At 69.7% G+C, this 15,909-nt stretch carries 14 protein-coding genes; 6 read left to right on the forward strand and 8 right to left on the reverse strand.

What is annotated here, in order from left to right:
* The first annotated feature begins 5 nt into the window (after nt 1-5).
* The 3 genes from IE302_RS11290 (at nt 6) to IE302_RS11300 (ending at nt 3,587) form a co-directional block, all read left to right on the forward strand.
* Complete coding sequence (locus tag IE302_RS11290; protein WP_191254415.1) at nt 6-932, forward strand: hypothetical protein; 927 nt, start codon at nt 6-8, stop codon at nt 930-932.
* Nucleotides 933-1,035: 103 nt separating this feature from the next.
* A complete protein-coding gene (locus IE302_RS11295; protein WP_191254416.1) occupies nt 1,036-1,860 on the forward strand; it encodes a hypothetical protein in 825 nt (274 codons plus the stop codon).
* Nucleotides 1,861-1,976: 116 nt separating this feature from the next.
* Nucleotides 1,977-3,587, forward strand: a complete 1,611-nt coding sequence (locus IE302_RS11300; protein ID WP_191254417.1) for a succinic semialdehyde dehydrogenase — start codon at nt 1,977-1,979, stop codon at nt 3,585-3,587.
* Between the two features lie 73 nt (nt 3,588-3,660).
* On the opposite strand, the gene IE302_RS11305 is transcribed toward IE302_RS11300, so the two are convergent.
* The 8 genes from IE302_RS11305 to IE302_RS11340 form a co-directional block, all read right to left on the reverse strand.
* Nucleotides 3,661-6,687, reverse strand: coding sequence for a helix-turn-helix transcriptional regulator (locus IE302_RS11305; RefSeq protein ID WP_191254418.1), 3,027 nt, complete (start codon nt 6,685-6,687; stop codon nt 3,661-3,663).
* Nucleotides 6,688-6,750: 63 nt separating this feature from the next.
* Entirely contained in the window at nt 6,751-6,963 is a 213-nt protein-coding gene (locus tag IE302_RS11310) for a hypothetical protein (RefSeq protein ID WP_191254419.1), read from the reverse strand.
* Nucleotides 6,964-7,125: 162 nt separating this feature from the next.
* Nucleotides 7,126-7,335, reverse strand: a complete 210-nt coding sequence (locus IE302_RS11315; protein WP_191254420.1) for a DUF397 domain-containing protein — start codon at nt 7,333-7,335, stop codon at nt 7,126-7,128.
* A 12-nt stretch (nt 7,336-7,347) separates the two neighbouring features.
* Complete coding sequence (locus IE302_RS11320) at nt 7,348-8,235, reverse strand: helix-turn-helix domain-containing protein (protein ID WP_191254421.1); 888 nt, start codon at nt 8,233-8,235, stop codon at nt 7,348-7,350.
* A 458-nt stretch (nt 8,236-8,693) separates the two neighbouring features.
* The gene (locus IE302_RS11325) at nt 8,694-9,593 is read right to left on the reverse strand and encodes an acyl-CoA thioesterase (RefSeq protein ID WP_191254422.1); all 900 of its coding nucleotides are present in this window, start codon (nt 9,591-9,593) and stop codon (nt 8,694-8,696) included.
* A 146-nt stretch (nt 9,594-9,739) separates the two neighbouring features.
* Entirely contained in the window at nt 9,740-11,164 is a 1,425-nt protein-coding gene (gene pyk, locus IE302_RS11330; protein WP_007033718.1) for a pyruvate kinase, read from the reverse strand.
* A gap of 110 nt (nt 11,165-11,274) precedes the next feature.
* Nucleotides 11,275-11,940 carry a DUF2461 domain-containing protein gene (locus tag IE302_RS11335; RefSeq protein WP_191254423.1) on the reverse strand — a complete coding sequence of 222 codons (666 nt, stop codon included), beginning with the start codon at nt 11,938-11,940 and terminating at the stop codon, nt 11,275-11,277.
* Between the two features lie 98 nt (nt 11,941-12,038).
* On the reverse strand, nt 12,039-13,259 hold the full coding sequence (locus IE302_RS11340) for a glycoside hydrolase family 18 protein (RefSeq protein WP_191254424.1): 1,221 nt from the start codon (nt 13,257-13,259) through the stop codon (nt 12,039-12,041).
* Nucleotides 13,260-13,423: 164 nt separating this feature from the next.
* Between IE302_RS11340 and IE302_RS11345 the strand changes: the two genes are divergently transcribed.
* The 3 genes from IE302_RS11345 to IE302_RS11355 all read left to right on the forward strand — a co-directional run bounded on the left by IE302_RS11345 (nt 13,424) and on the right by IE302_RS11355 (nt 15,844).
* Nucleotides 13,424-13,732: an ArsR/SmtB family transcription factor gene (locus IE302_RS11345; RefSeq protein ID WP_191254425.1), complete on the forward strand. Its 309-nt coding sequence runs from the start codon at nt 13,424-13,426 to the stop codon at nt 13,730-13,732.
* A gap of 160 nt (nt 13,733-13,892) precedes the next feature.
* Entirely contained in the window at nt 13,893-14,363 is a 471-nt protein-coding gene (locus IE302_RS11350) for a group II truncated hemoglobin (RefSeq protein WP_191254426.1), read from the forward strand.
* Between the two features lie 38 nt (nt 14,364-14,401).
* Entirely contained in the window at nt 14,402-15,844 is a 1,443-nt protein-coding gene (locus tag IE302_RS11355) for an aromatic amino acid ammonia-lyase (protein WP_191254427.1), read from the forward strand.
* Nucleotides 15,845-15,909: the final 65 nt, after the last annotated feature.

Below are 15,909 nucleotides of genomic sequence, written 5' to 3' on the forward strand. Positions count from 1 at the left end.
CGACCATGGGGAGATCGACGGCGTTCGCCGTACTGACCGCGGCCGTGCTCGTACTGACCGGCTGCGCGGCCGCACCGCCCGTCGCTCCGGCACCTCCGCCTTCGAGTCCTTTGACGCTGCGCGAAGCGCTCGGCGATCCCACGACCGTGGACTTCTGCGGCCTGCTGGACCTGCCCGATCTCGACGACGCGCTCCCGCTGGAATCCAGGCCGTCACCAAGCATGGGCTCTTGCTCGTTCCGGACCAAGAACGCGCTGATCAGCTTCGGTTTCCCCGAGGACCGGGCACAGGAACGCCTGGCGGGCGCCACCCCGGTCGCCCGGCAGGACCTGAGCCGTGACCTGCGGGTGGTCCGCACGGACCTCGAGGGCCAGCCCCTCCTGCACCTCGTTTTCGCCGACGACTCCTCGATCCGGGTCGGCACGTTCTTCACCTCGCCCGGAAGCGCTTCCGAGGCGCTCACCGCGGCGACGAAAACCCTGGAAGGCGCCGTCCGCTCGCTCGTGGCGGGCAAGCAGGCGGCGCATCTCGGCTACCGCGAAAACTCCCTGGCGCGACTGGACGCCTGCTCCGCCTTGTGGTCCGACGCCGAGGTCTCCGCCCGGCTGGGCACCGCGGTGGCCGGGAAGGGCGATCTGTCCCGGCACCGGTGCTTTTGGGGCGAGCAGGCGGCGGACCGGCTCGTCCGGCTGGAGTTCGGTCTCGGCCCGCGCCCGAAGGCGGCGGCGAGCGTTCAAGAAGAGACACTGGGCGGGCGCAAGTCCTTCGTCCAAGAGATTTCCGGTGGCTGCACGGTGCGGACCAGCCACATCGAAGGTCCGGGCGCGAGCCGGAACCAGGTCGAGCACGCTCTTCTCGCCGTACAGGCACCGAACGCGTGCGACGTCGCCAGGGAATTGGCGAACGTCGCGTGGCCGAAACTCCCCGCGTAGCACGCGCGTAAGCGGTTGACCAGAGCACAGGTGACACTTATCTCGTCGGCCGATCCGTGGTGGAATTCCTTGCTGGACAACAAAACCGGCGGAGGAGCCGACCATGAGCGCGCCGCAGCAGCAGCCGTACCAGCCGAATGGCCCGTTCGGCGCAATGCAGCCCGTCCACACTCCCGTCGCGGCACCGCGTCCGCCGTCCGACGCCCGGCTCCCCCGGCTGTTCGCCGCGATGATGGGGGTTTTCGCCGGACTGCTGGTACTCATCGCGACCTTCCTCCCGCAGTCGACGTACGAACAGCTCTCCGAGGGCAAGACGGTGTCGAAGTTCGCCGAGACCGGCTGGACGCGAAGCTTCGACATCGAGCCGTCGGCGGAGGAGAAAGAGTTCTACGACAAGACCCACGTCGCCCGCTACGGCATCCCGCTGTCCGCCACCGCGCTGGTCCTGTTCGCCGGGGCGGCGGTGGGCTTCGCCTCGTACCGGCGCAGTTCGACCTCGCCCGCCGCGACGGCGTCGAGGACCCTGCTGGTCGCCGGCGGGGCGGGGACCGCGATCGGCGTCTGGATGCTCGGCATGGACATCTCGGCGAGCCTGAGCTTCGGACAGGACACCGGCCGCTTCGTCTCGCGCTACGGGACCGGGAGCGGATTCTGGATCCTGCTCGCGGGCGGGCTCGTGGCGTTGCTCACCGTCGGACTGGCGATCTTGGCCAACCGGCGTGAACCGGCGGTGCCCCAGCAGGCCCCTTACCCGGCCGCCTTCGTCCCTTACGCGCCCGGCGTCCCTCAGCAGCAGCAACCGCCGCCATCACCGCAGGCCTACGAGCCGGCGCCGCCACCGCCGACGCCTCCCGCGGGATCCGCGTTGCAGCAGCAGGACATCCTGCGCCCGTCTCCCGACAATCCGCCCACGCCCGGCAATATGTGAAAGTTATTCATATCAGCGGTGGACAGTCTCCATACCGGCGGTATGCTGTACTCGTCGGTAACACCTGGGCTCTGCGTGGCGCCTCCCGGCTCCGCGCGGCATGGAACGGAGACGGCATGACGAGCACGACACCGGCGAACGCGAGCCACACCGAAGGACCGTCCACCATCGGCGGCGTCCCCGGCGCCCCGGCCATGACGAGGGCGGAACGGCTCGTGCGGCGGGTCGTGGGCGGCGCGGATTCCGCGCCGGTCCAGATGCGCGCCCCGTTCACCGGGCAGCCGATCGCGACCCTCCCCCAGGCCACCGACGCCGACGTCCGAGCCGTGTTCGACCAGGCCCGGGAAGCGCAGCGCTCGTGGGCCGACCGGCCGGTCGAAGACCGCCAGCGCATCCTGATCCGCCTGCACGACCTGGTCCTGAAGCGGCAGGAAGAGGCGCTCGACCTCGTGCAGATAGAGGCGGGCAAGGCACGGATGGACGCCTTCGACGAGGTCAGCGCCACCGCGCTCGTGGCCTCCTATTACGGCAAGCACAGCGCGAAGATCCTTTCGCCGCGTCGCGCCGCCGGGCTGATCCCGGTGCTGACGAAGGTCGGCGAGCTCCGGCATCCCAAGGGTGTCGTCGGGATCATCTCGCCGTGGAACTACCCGCTCGCGCTGACCGCGATGGACGTCCTGCCCGCGCTCGCGGCGGGCAACGCCGTCGTGCAGAAGCCGGACAACCAGACCGCGCTCTCGGCGCTGTGGCTGCAGGAGCTCGCCGAGGAGGCCGGGCTGCCCGCCGGGGTCTGGCAGATCGTGCTCGGCCGGGGTTCGCGGATCGGCGACGCGCTGGTCGAGGAGTCGGACTACCTGTGCTTCACCGGATCCACGCCCACCGGCAAGGGTCTGGCCGCGCGGGTGGCGGAGCGGCTGACGAGCTACTCGCTGGAACTCGGCGGCAAGAACCCGATGATCGTGCTGCCCGACGCCGACATCGCCAAGACCGCCGCGGGCGCGGTGACCGCGTGCTTCTCCTCCGCGGGCCAGCTCTGCGTGTCGGTCGAGCGGATCTACGTCCACGAGTCGATCCGCGAGGAGTTCACGCGGGCCTTCGTCGCGAAGACGGCGGCGGTGCGGCTCGGGGGCGCACTGGATTACCAGGCGCAGATGGGCTCCCTGACCTCGGAAGACCAGCTGGCGACGGTGTCGGCGCATGTCGAGGACGCCCGGTCCAAGGGCGCGACGGTGCTCACCGGCGGCAAGGCCCGGCCCGACCTCGGCCCGCTGTTCTACGAGCCGACCGTGCTCACCGACGTCACCGAGGACGTCAAGCTGTTCGCCGAGGAGACCTTCGGGCCGGTCGTGTCGATCTACGGCTACACCGACGTCACCGAGGCGATCGAGCGCGCGAACGACACGAAGTTCGGGCTGAACGCGAGCGTGTGGTCGCGCAACGGCCGGGCGGGCTGGGAGGTCGCGGCACGGCTGAAGGCGGGGACCGTCAACGTCAACGAGGGTTTCGCGGCGACCTTCGGGACCGTGGGGCTGCCGATGGGCGGGATGAAGGAGTCCGGTGTCGGACGGCGCAACGGCGCCGAAGGGCTGCTGAAGTACACCGAGGCCCAGGCGATCGCGGTGCAGCGCGGGATGCCGCTGCGCCCGGGCAAGGGAATCCCGCCGAAGCTGTGGGCGCGGAGCCTGAGCTTGAGCCTCAAGGCGCTTCGCCGCCTCCCGCGCCGCTGATCCCCTCCATGCGTTTCGTCCTCTGAATGCGGTACTTGCACACGCAAGGAACGCGTTCAGAGGACGAAACGCGTCAGGAGGAAGAGGTCGGGGCGGCCAGCAGACCCCGGTCGTAGGCGATCGCGACGGCCTCGGCCCGTCGGCTCGCGCCGAGTTTCGCCATCACGCGCGAAAGATGGACGCTCACCGTCTTCTCGCTGATGTACAGCTCCTCGCCGACCTGCCGGTTGGTCCGGCCGAGCGCGACGCGCTCCAGCACGTCCCGTTCGCGGTCGGTGAGCGGATCGACGACGTCCCGACGCGGCGCGGCCGGCTCCCCGGGCAGCTCGACGCGTGCCCGGTGACCGAGTTCCCGGACGGCATCGCGCAACGGGCACGCGTTCAGCCGATCGGCCACCGCGTGCGCGGCCAGCAGCTCCGACGCCGCGAGCTCGGTGTCGCCATCGGAAGCAAGCAGGGCCTTCGCGTGCTGTAAGCGGCACATGGCCTGCTCGTACACGGCGCCGTACCCGAACGCCTCGACCGCTTTGGCCCACAACGCCGGATCGCCCGCGCCGCCCAGGCAGCTGCCGAGCGCTTCCAGCCGGGCGAGCCAGGCCACCGCCTCCGGCCCCAGCGACACCGAACGCGGGATGCCGTGTTCGGCGCAGTGGCGTCCGTGGGCGAGCAGCTTCTCGCCCGACGCCACGGCGGCCTCGACGGTCGCCAGGTCCCCGCGCACCCGGGCCGCGGCGGCCTGCGCGACAGCGGCCGCGAGGCCGTGCACGCTGATCCTGATCCCGCCGAGGACCGCGGGTTCGATCTCTTCGAGCCAGTCGATCAGCTCGATCGCCTCCCGCACCGCGCCCGCGTGGTCCCCTCGCCACGACGCGAGCTGGATGGCGGCGTCCCCCGACGCGAGCGCGATCGAATAGTCGGCTTTCCAGTGCTGCCGCAGGCTGGGCAGGATCTTGTCCGCGTCCGCGAACCGGCCCCAGCCGACGACGAACTGCGCCCAGATCCCCAGGAACCGCCCGGCCACGACACTGGAGACACCCCGGGCGGCCCGGCCCGCGTCGTCGTCTTCCGGCCAGTCCCCGCTGACGTACCGCAGCATGAGGTGCTTGGTCCGCAGCTCGATCCCGAACGAACTCCAGGTCAGCCCGGTTTCCTTGGCCCGGCTGATGCCCTTGGCGTAGTACTTCAGCGCGGAGTGGATCTCGGCCCTGTCGTCGTAGCTCAGCCCGAGGAAGTGCAGCGCCCGCAGCTCGCCGTTGAGGGCGCCGGAATCCCTGGCCTTCCGTTCGGCCTGGCGCAGCCGCTCCCGCGCCTCCTCGACGTCGCCCGCCGAATCGGCCAGCGTCCCGAGCGAGACCAGCGCGGCCGCTTCCGCCCCGCCCGCGCCGACGGCCCTGGCGTCGGCGACCGCGGCCAGCGCGCACTGCAGCGCCTCTTCGTGCCTGTCGATCAGCCGCAGGATCCCCGCCCTGGTGGCGAGCACCCAGGCCCGCGCGGAACTCGCCTCGGTGTGTTCGACCAGCTCCCAGGCCTTGTCGATCGCCTCGAGGACCTCATCCAGGGTGCCGTCGACCGACAGCAGCGCCTCCGCGTGCCGCCGCCAGACCTTCGCGGACCGCTCGTTGCCGGTGTCCGGGCCGAGGGCCTCGGTCGCGGACCGCGAATAGGCGACCGCCCGCTCCGGCTCCCCCGACGTGCTCGCGAAGTACGACGCCTCGTGCAGCAGCCGCAGCTCGTCGACGTCCGACGGCCGGTCCGCCGCGGGTACGGCGTCCCAGATGGACAGTGCCTGCTCGACGTGCCGCAGCGCGGCGCCGGGCGCGCCCAGCTTCTCCGCCTCGTCCATCGCGCGCAGCAACGCGGCCAGCGCGGTGACGAAATCCTTGCTCTCCAGGCTGTGGTGCGCGAGCCGCGCGTCCTGGCCACGGCCCTGCGTCCGGGTGCGGATCCGCGTCGCGTAGGCGGCGTGCATGCGCACCCGCTCCCCCGGCAGCAGATCCCCGTAGACCGCTTCCTGCAGCAACGCGTGGCGAAAGGTGTAGAAACCGTTCTCGATCACCAGCACGTGATGCTGCACCGCCTCGCGCAGTGCCTCGTCGAGTTCGAGTTCGTCCAGTCCGGAGATCTCGGCGAGGGCGGCGTGCGCCACCGAGTCCTTGGCGACCGAGACCACGCGCAGGATCCGGCGCGTGATCGGGGAAAGCTGCTCCACCCGCGCGAGGAGTACTTCGGCCAGCCCTGCCGGGAGCTCGCGGCAGTCTTTCGCGGACGCGAGCAGCTCCTCGACGAAGAACGGATTGCCCTCGGACCGGGCGACGATGTCGGCGATCATGTCCTGGCCGATCGGCTCGTCGGCCAGTGCCTCGACGAACGCGCGCGCGTCCTCCGCGCCGAACGGCTTGACCTCGACGCGTTCGACCGCGCCCAGGCGCACCACCTCCGACAGCAGCGCCCGCAGCGGATGCCGCCGGTGGACGTCCTCCTCGCGATAGCTCGCCACCACCAGCAGCCGCTGGGTGCGCAGCCTCGTCAGCAGGAAGGACAGCAGGTTCCGGGTGGAGCCGTCGGCCCAGTGCAGATCCTCCAGCAGGATGACCACGGGCCGGCGCTGAGCGATGACGGTCAGCACCCCCAGTACCGCGTCGAACAGCTGGAGCTGGCCGAGGTCCTGTTCGGGCCCGAGCCGTTGCGTCGACACCTGTTCGCTCGCGGTGAGCTGACCGTCTTCGATGGCGGGGTACTCCTCCGCCTGCTGCATCTGCGGGAGCAGCCTGCCCAGCGCCGGCCGGGCCCGGACCGCGGCCGTGACCGCGGGATCGGACGTCGTCGCCAACGGCGCGAGGGCCTCGGCGAACGGAAGATAAGGAAGACCGCCCTCATGGACGTCGATACAGCGCCCTGTCAGCACCAGGGCGCCCGCGCCGGCGGTGACCTCGCCGAGCGCGGTCAGGAGACGGGTCTTGCCGACCCCGGCGTCACCGGAGAGCAGCACCGCGCCGGCCTCGGCCCGTTCTGCACGGGCGAAGGCGGCGCGGAGCTGCCGCATCTCCTGAGTGCGGGCGACGATCGGGATACCGGAGCCAAGACGGGGCACGAGGTGCATTCTTGCCTACCGGACCGACAACTTCGCCTGGGTTTTCGCCGAGAGCTTCATCGCACTCGACCTCTACCGGGTGATCTCGCCGCTGCGGGCGGGCACCTGTCCGGCCTCGCGGCGCTGCTGGGCGGGCACCCGGACGTCGGCGCGCTGGGCGCGGATCCGCTTGCCTGCCCGGCGGGCCCGATCGACCCACACGCTGCGGCCCGCTCGCTGAAGCTCTTCGCGGCGGTAGTCGACCTCGGCCAGTACCGCGGTGAGCAGAGCGTCGTTCGTGTTCATCATTTTCCCCTTAGGAACTCACTGCCTTGTTCGGTAGTGATCAGATTCGTCCTGAGGGGTGCCCTGAGGCATCGGGTGATCACCTACACCCGGACGTGATTCGACCCCTTACGCCGGCCCATCCCCTGCTCGGGGGGCGTAAGGGGTCGAGTCTCAGTGTCTCTAGGCGTGAGCCGGGCCACTCGGGCGCACCGCGCCGAGCAGCCCGCTCCAAGCCTGTGGCGACAGGCGGAAGGCACCACCCTCAGGGTCCTTGGAGTCCCTCAGGGCGGCACCGGAACCGGTGAAGGCGACCTCGACACAGTCGTTGCCGCCACCACTGTGGCTGCTCTTGAACCACCGGGCCTGGGAAAGATCATCGTTGGGCGTCATGCTCCCCACTCCTTACTCGTTTCCGGGGACTTTCTTCGGCAGGGCGGCCTCTTCGGCGAACCTGCCGGCGGCCTCGGCGATCACCTCGACCGAGTCGTCCGGCTTCAACGCGGCGGCACGGAGATGGTCGAACATCAACGCGTATCGCCGGACGTCCGGGGGTTCCTCCAGGTAGAGCCCGCTGGAGGTGCTGTCGACGTAGACCACGTCGGTGTCGGCCAGTTCGGGGAAGCCCATGATGAGGAACGGACCCTCCATCCCGGGATGGGCACCCGCGCCGAACGGCACGATCTGGACGGTCACGTTCGGCTGCGCCGCCATCGTGACCATCCGGTACAGCTGTTCCGCCATCACCTCGGCGCCGTCGACCGTGCGATGCAGGATCGCTTCGTCCATCACGGCCCAGTACTCCGGGGGCGAGGGGTCGGTCAGCAGCTCCTGCCGCGCCATCCGCGCCGCCACCCGGCGCCGGATCTCGGCGTCCTCGGCGTCGGGCCGCATCGCCCTGATCACGGCCTTGGCGTAGCGCTCCGTCTGCAACAGGCCCGGCACCAGCAGTGCCTGGAAGGCCCGCAACGAACTCGCGTCCGCCTCCAGGCCGACGAAGGTGCCGGTGAACACCTCGTTGTACGCGTGCCACCAGCCGCGTTTGCGGGCTTCCCTGGCCAGCTGGACGAGTGCTTCCTGCTCGTCGCCCGCGATGCCGTACAGCTCGAGCATGTCGCGCGCGTCGCGCGGGGTGACACCGACGTGCCCGGTCTCGATGCGGCTGACCTTCGACGCCGAGCATTCGAGCTTCTCGCTGACCTCGTCGATGGTGAGGTCGGCCGCCTCACGCAATCGCCTCAGCTCGCTCGCCAGCCGACGGCGGCGCACGGTGGGTCCCTGACCCCTCGTCATCACGGCACCTCCACAAGCTGTCCGAGCAACACCGATCACGACGCGGCGAGGAGAACAGTGTTCAGTAACCCCGCACGAAGCACATCTAACCAGCCCGGGACACATTCGGTGAGATGGTCACACGACCATTTTCCGACGCGGCCGGTCTTTCATCCTGCAATTTGCAGATTGCCGTTGTAGGTTGAGCATTGTGCAACGCGGAACGCCCGCCTTCGTCGGCGGCAGCGGATCCGCTCGCGGCACGGGCGCGGGGCCGCGAGCTGCACCGACAGGCTTCCGCGAGGATACCTGTCGAGCCGGATTCACCCCCGGTGCAGGGCCGGAGCCGTCCCCCGATCGGTTCCGGCCCTCCCTTTATTCCCGATCATTCAGCAACACTCTGATCCCAGATGTTATTGCCTTTCGCCATTCCCTCTAAAGGGTGGACAAGACGCTTCCCGGATGCGGAACGTCACCGTTCACACCACCCGGAGAAGGCCTTCCTGCACAACGGTGGCGATATGCGTTCCATCCGCCGCGAAAAACCGTCCGGTGGCCAGACCGCGGGCACCCGACGCCGTCGGCGAAGCGCTGTCGTACAGGAACCACTCGTCGGCCCGGAACGGGCGGTGGAACCAGAGCGCGTGGTCGAGGCTCGCGCCGATCACCTTGTCGAGGTCCCAGTAGACGCCGTGGCGCGCGAGGACCGAGTCCAGGAGCGTCATGTCGGAGGCGTAGGTCAGGACGCAGACGTGCAGCAGCTGCTGGTCCGGGAGCTTGCCGTCGGCCCGCATCCAGACCTGGTTGCGAGCGGGCAGCTCGCCGGACTTCCTGGTCACCCATGGCGGGTCGTTGACGTAGCGCAGGTCGATCGGGCGCGGCCGGTCGTGGTGGCCGATGAAGTACCCCTCGGCCCGCTCCTGCAGCGTCGGGAGCGACTCGGGCTCCGGGACGTCCGGCATGCCCTCGGAATGCTCGATGCCGCCCTCGTCCTTCTGGAACGACGCGGACAGCGAGAAAATCGCCTTGCCGTGCTGGATGCCCACGACGCGGCGGGTGGTGAACGAGCGGCCGTCGCGGATGCGGTCGACCTCGTAGACGATCGGGACGCTGGGGTCGCCGCCGCGGATGAAGTACGCGTGCAGCGAGTGGACCTTCCGCTCCTCGGGCACGGTGCGGCCGGCGGCGACCAGCGCCTGCCCCGCGACCTGCCCGCCGAACACCCGCACCGGCGAATGCGCCGGCGAGACACCGCGGAAGATGTTCTCCTCGATCTTCTCCAAGTCCAGCAGGGCGACCAGCTTGTCGAGCACCGGCTGACCGCCGACGCCGCCGGTGCTGTCGAAACCGGCCGCGGCTTCCCTGGCCGTCTCAGTCATGACCTGAACTTTAGGCCGTAAGGGTGCCTCGGGCCTCCGTGAGGCGGGACGTTTGTCGCGAAGGCCACCTTCGGCACGAAGTACATGAAGGCCCCCTTCCTGTACCTAGGCGCAAGGAAGGGGGCCTTCATGTACTTCAGACAACGTCAGGCGTGGTCGTCCTCGCCGAGGCGGTGCACCCGGATGAGGTTGGTCGAGCCGACGGTCCCGGGCGGGGAGCCGGCGACGATGACCACCAGGTCACCCTTGGCGTACTTGCCCATTTCGAGCATCGCGTGGTCGACCTGCTGGATCATCTGGTCGGTGGAGCCCACCTTCGGCACGATCCGCGTCGTGGTGCCCCAGGTCATCGCGAGCTGGCTGCGGACGCTCTCCTCCGGGGTGAACGCCAGCAGCGGCAGCCGCGTGTGCAGCCGCGCGAGCCGCCGGACGGTGTCACCGGACTGGGTGAAGGCGACCAGGGCCTTGGCGTTCAGCCGCTCGCCGATGTCCCGGGCCGCGTAGGAGATGACACCGCGCTTGGTGCGCGGGACGTGCGACAGCGGCGGCACGACCGGCGAGTCGGTCTCGACGGCCTCGATGATCCGGCCCATGGTCTTGACCACGTCGATGGCGTAGCGGCCGACGCTGGTCTCACCCGAGAGCATGAGGGCGTCCGCGCCGTCGAGCACCGCGTTGGCGACGTCCGAGGCCTCCGCGCGGGTCGGGCGGGAGCTGTTGATCATCGACTCGAGCATCTGCGTCGCGACGATGACCGGCTTCGCGTTCTCGCGGGCGATCTGGATGGTGCGCTTCTGCACCAGCGGGACCTGCTCCAGCGGGAGTTCGACGCCCAGGTCACCGCGCGCGATCATCACCGCGTCGAAGGCCAGCACGATGGCTTCGAGGTTGTAGACCGCTTCGGGCTTTTCGATCTTCGCGACCACCGGCAGGCGGCCCTTGCCGACGCGGTCCATCACCTGGTGGACCAGGTCGATGTCGGCGGGCGAGCGGACGAACGACAGCGCGATGAAGTCCACGCCGAGTTCGAGCGCGAACTCGAGGTCTTCGATGTCCTTTTCGGACAGCGCCGGCACCGAGACGTCCATGCCGGGCAGGGAGACGCCCTTGTTGTTGCTGACGGGGCCGCCTTCGGTGACCTCACAGACGACGTCCGGGCCCTCGACCTGCTTGACGACGAGGCCGACCTTGCCGTCGTCCACCAGGAGACGGTCGCCGGGCTTCGCGTCGTCGGCGAGCCCCTTGTAGGTGGTCGAGACGCGGTCGTGCGTACCCGCGACGTCCTCGACGGTGATGCGCACGATGTCGCCGTTGTGCCACTCGACCGGGCCGCCCGCGAAGGTGCCGAGACGGATCTTCGGCCCCTGGAGGTCGGCGAGGATGCCCACCGCGCGGCCGGATTCGGCGGCGGCGGTGCGGATGAGGTCGTAGACCTGCTTGTGGTCGCTGTGCGTCCCGTGGCTGAAGTTCATCCTCGCGACGTCCATCCCGGCGTCGACGAGTTGCCGCATCTTCTCCGGCGTAGCGGTCGCGGGGCCCAGGGTACAAACGATCTTCGCGCGTCGGCTCACGTTCGCACAGCGTAGTCCCTCATCGGACGTACGTCTTTACCGATACCGAAAGTTCAAGAAAAGTGTCAGTTCACCAGGGCAGGACATAACCGTCGAACAAGATTCGCCGGTTATCGACGCGGCTTCTCGCTCGGCCCGACGCGGTCCCGCGCCCACTCGTTGAACGTCCGGACCTGCCGCCACGCCTTGCGCACCCTGTCGAGCGCGCCGCGTTCGTGCAGGACGTCGTCCGGCTCCCAGCCACGGACGGCGTACACCGAGCGGTACTTCAGCAGGTCGATGCGCGGGTGGTCCTCCGCGAACCCGCGCGGCTTCGACTTGAGCCTGTCCCCTTTGACCTCCCAGCCCGCTTTCTCCAGCTTCGCGAGGATCTTGGCCAGCTCGGCACCCCGCAGTTCGGTGTCGACGGCCTTGCGGAAGCGGGCGAGCTGATCGGACTCGAAGTGGAAGCAGCCGCCGCCGACGCGCAGCCCGGGCGGGCCGACCTCGACGTAGTACGCGCCACCGCCGCGCCCCTGTTCGATCACCGCGCCGCAGTGGGTCTTGTAGGGCGTCTTGTCCTTGGCGAACCGGACGTCGCGATACGGGCGGAAGACCTTTCCCTCGCCGAAGCCGTCACCGAACTCCGGGACCAGTTCCGCGAGCAGCGCCTCCATCGGCGCGCGGACGTCGGCCTTGTAGGTGGCGAGGTTCGCGTCCCAGTAGGACTTGGAGTTGTCGGCCTCCAGACCGTCGTAGAAGTCGATGGCGTACTCGCCGAAACCCTCGAAACCCATGGGGTGACCGTAATCCCCGCCACCGACAGAAGCGCGTGAAGGCCCCCTTCCCTCGGCTGAGCGAAGGGAAGGGGGCCTTCACGCGCGCCCGGAAGGGCTTACTTGGCCAGAGCGGTGATCAGCTCACCGTCGGCCGTGTCACCGGACAGTTCCCAGAAGAAGGCGCCGCCGAGCCCCTGGTTCTTGGCATAGGCGACCTTCCCGCCGATGGTCGCCGGGGTGTCGTAGCTCCACCAGTCGCTGCCGCACTTGGCGTAGGCGGTGCCCGCCACGGTCCCGGTGGCCGGGCAGGTGGTCTTCAGGACCTTGTAGTCCTGGATGCCCGGCTCGGTGCCCGCCGCCGGACCGGTCGCGGTGCCGCCCGGGGCCTCCTGGGTGACGCCGGTCCAGCCGCGGCCGTAGAAGCCGATGCCCAGCAGCAGCTTGTTCGCCGGGACGCCCTTGCTCTTCAGCTTCTGGATCGCCGCGTCGGAGTGGAAGCCGGCGGTCGGGATGCCCGCGTAGTCGTTCAGCGGCGAGTGCGGGGCGGTCGGGCCCTGCGCGGCCCAGGCGCCGAAGTAGTCGTAGGTCATGACGTTGTACCAGTCGAAGTACTGCGCCGCGCCGCCGTAGTCCGCGGCGTCGATCTTGCCGCCGTCGGTGCCGTCCGCGGTGATCGCGGCGGTGACCAGCTTCGAGCCGAACTTCTCCCGCAGGGCCTGCGCGAGGTTCTTGATCGCGGCCGCGCCACTGGTGTCGCAGGAGAGACCGCAGGCGTTCGGGTACTCCCAGTCGATGTCGATGCCGTCGAAGACGCCAGCCCAGCGCGGGTCGTTGACCAGGTTGTAGCAGGACTCGGCGAACTTGGCGGGGTTCTTGGCCGCCTCGCCGAAGCCGCCGGACCAGGTCCAGCCACCGAAGGACCACAGCACCTTGAGGTTCGGGTACTTGGCCTTGAGCTTCTTCAGCTGGTTGAAGTTCCCGCGCAGCGCGCCGTTGTCCCAGCTGTCGGCGACCCCGTCGACACTGCCGGCGGCGTCGTAGAACTTGCTGGTCGCCGCTTCGGCGTCACCGAGGGCGCAGCCGCCGCCGGTCACGTTGCCGAACGAGTAGTTGATGTGGGTCAGCTTGCTCGCCGAACCCGACGTGTCGATGTTCTTGACGTGATAGTTCCGCTGGTAGACGCCCCATTCGGCGAAGTACCCGAGGACCTTGCCGACCGAGGCGTCCGGCGCCTCGGGAGCGGCGGTCGCCTGCTGCGCCGGTGCGGCGACGGCCAGCGCGCCCAGCGCGACGGCCGCGGCACCGACGATCGCGGTGAGCCTGCTCGAACGGGACATGCGTTCTCCCTTCACGGTCACCAGCGGTGACGAGAGGACTGCGGCGGGACACGCACAAGCTAAGTGGACTAGACCACTCCGTCAATGGTTCAGACCAAGACTTTCGGATGGACATTTTCGAACATTCCTTGACGGAAATATGCCGCACAAGGCACATTTCCCGGATGATGCAGACTTTCGAGATCCTCGCCGAGCCGCGGCGGAGGACCATCCTCGACCTCCTGCGCGACGGCGAACGGTCGGTCAACGAGCTGGTCGAGGTCCTCGAATTGAGCCAACCGGCCGTATCGAAACACCTGCGTGTCCTACGCGAGGCGGGTCTGGTCACCGTCCGCGTCGCGGCCCAGCGCCGCTGCTATCGGCTGCGCCCGGAACCGCTCGCGGAGGTCGACGCCTGGCTCGCGCCGTACCGCCGGTTCTGGGAAGACCGGATCGACGCGCTCGAACGGCATCTGGACGAGGACGGTCAGTGAATAGGTAACGGCTCGAACGTGATGCCGCGGTCGGCCGCGCAGTGATACCGCTTCATCGCCACTCCCGTTGGCACGCACCGAAAAGTAAGCGGTTGTCCCGCGCGATCCGAGGTGGTTGCCTTGCCGGACGTGGAGAACAGCACCGCTGGGAGGACCCTACGTGACCGAGACGCCGACGTTGTACGAATGGGCGGGCGGGCTGGCCGCCCTGCGGCGGCTGACCACTGTCTTCTACGGCCACGTCCTCAAGGACCCGTTGCTGGAGCCGGTCTTCCGCGACATGGATCCCGGGCACCCGGAGCACGTCGCGGTCTGGCTCGCCGAGGTGTTCGGCGGCCCGGAGTCCTACAGCCGCGACCACGGCGGGCACCGGCACATGGTCGGACGACATCTCGGCCGGGCCATCACCGAGGAGCAGCGCCGCCGCTGGGTGAACCTGCTCTTCGACGCCGCCGACGAGGCTGGGCTCCCGGCCGATCCCGAGTTCCGCTCCGCGTTCGCCGCGTACGTCGAATGGGGCAGCAGGCTCGCGGTGATGTTCTCGCAGCCCGGCCGCGAGGTCACCGTGCCCGAGCCGATGCCGAAGTGGGACTGGGGCAACCGGCCGCCCTGGCAGCCGCCGTCGGACTGACGGCGTTCATAGTGGGGCGGTCGTGAAAGGAGGCCGCCGTGATCCGGGTGGACGGCCGGACCCTGCGCTGCGCGGACGTCGTGACCGCCGCGGGCACCGAGGGACCGCTGGGCATCGACGTGTCGATCGCCGCGCTGCGCGGCGCGGAAAGCGCGTGGAAACTCGCCGAGGAACTGAGCACGCGCCGGATCGTCTACGGCCGCACCACCGGCGTCGGCGCCAACAAAGAGGATCCGGTCGGCGAAGGCGAGTCGCCGGATCACGGGCTGCGGCTGCTGCGCAGTCACGCCGGCGGCAGCGGCGACGTCATGTCCCCCGGCCAGACCAGGGCGATGATGCTGATCCGGCTCAATCAGCTGCTGGCCGGACGCGCCGGGCTCAGCCCCGACCTGATCGGGGCGCTGGCCACCGCGGTGCGGACCGGGGCGCTGCCGCTGGTGCACCGGCTCGGCGCGATCGGCACCGGTGACCTCGCGCCGCTGGCCGAGACCGCGCTCGCGCTCACCGGCGAGCGGCCGTGGCTTTCGGGCAGTGTGCCTCCGGTGCCGGTGCAGGCCGGTGATGCGCTCGCGTTCATGAGCAGCAACGCCGCGACGCTGGCCGAAGCGACCCTCGCGGCGATGCGGCTCGACACCCTGACGCGCGCGAGTCACGTCGTCGCGGCGCTGACGTACATCGCGCTCGACGGGAACCCCGAGGCGTACGCGACTCCGGTGCACGAGGCGCGTCCGCACGCCGGGCAGGTCGCGTGCGCGGCGGAGATGCGGCGGCTGCTCGGGATGGAGGGCACGCCCAAACCCGGCAGGCGCATCCAGGACCCGTTCGGGCTCCGCGCGTTCCCGCAAGTGCAGGGTCCGGCGCTCGACGCGATCCACTACCTGCGCGACGTCCTCGCGGTGGAGATCAACGCCAGCACCGAGAACCCGATGATCTCGACGGTGCATCAGGACGCCTACCACCACGCGCATTTCCACACGGCGTACGTCTCGACCGCGCTCGACCAGGTGCGCGCGACCGTCCATCAGGTCGCCGAACTGTCGGTGGCGCGGCTGGGCGACCTGGTGGAGCCGGAGTTCACCGGGCTGCGGCCGTTCCTCGCGGCCGGGCCGTCGGGCAGTTCGGGTGTGATGATCCTGGAGTACGTCGCCCACGACGCGCTCACCGAACTGCGGCAGGCCGCGCTCCCGGCGACGCTCGGCACCGCCGTCGTCTCACGCGGGATCGAGGACCACGCGAGCTTCTCCACGCAGGCCGCGCGGGCGGCGACCGCGGCCGGGGCGGCGTACCAGCAGGTGCTGGCGTGCGAGCTGGTCGCGGCCGTCCGGGCGCTGCGGATGCGGAAGGCCGAGCTCGTCGCGCTGCCCGCGCGGGACGCGTACGAGACCGCCGCGGCCGTGCTCGAACCGAGCGTCGAGGACCGGCCGCTCACCGAGGACATCGCGCGGGCCGTGTCGCTCCTGGACACCCTCGCGCTCGTCTGACCTCCCGCATTTCGTCCTCTGGATGCGGTAGTTCGCCACCGAATTACCGCATCCAGAGGACTAAA

It is taken from the genome of Amycolatopsis oliviviridis, from assembly GCF_014654365.1.
Classification (GTDB): domain Bacteria; phylum Actinomycetota; class Actinomycetes; order Mycobacteriales; family Pseudonocardiaceae; genus Amycolatopsis; species Amycolatopsis oliviviridis.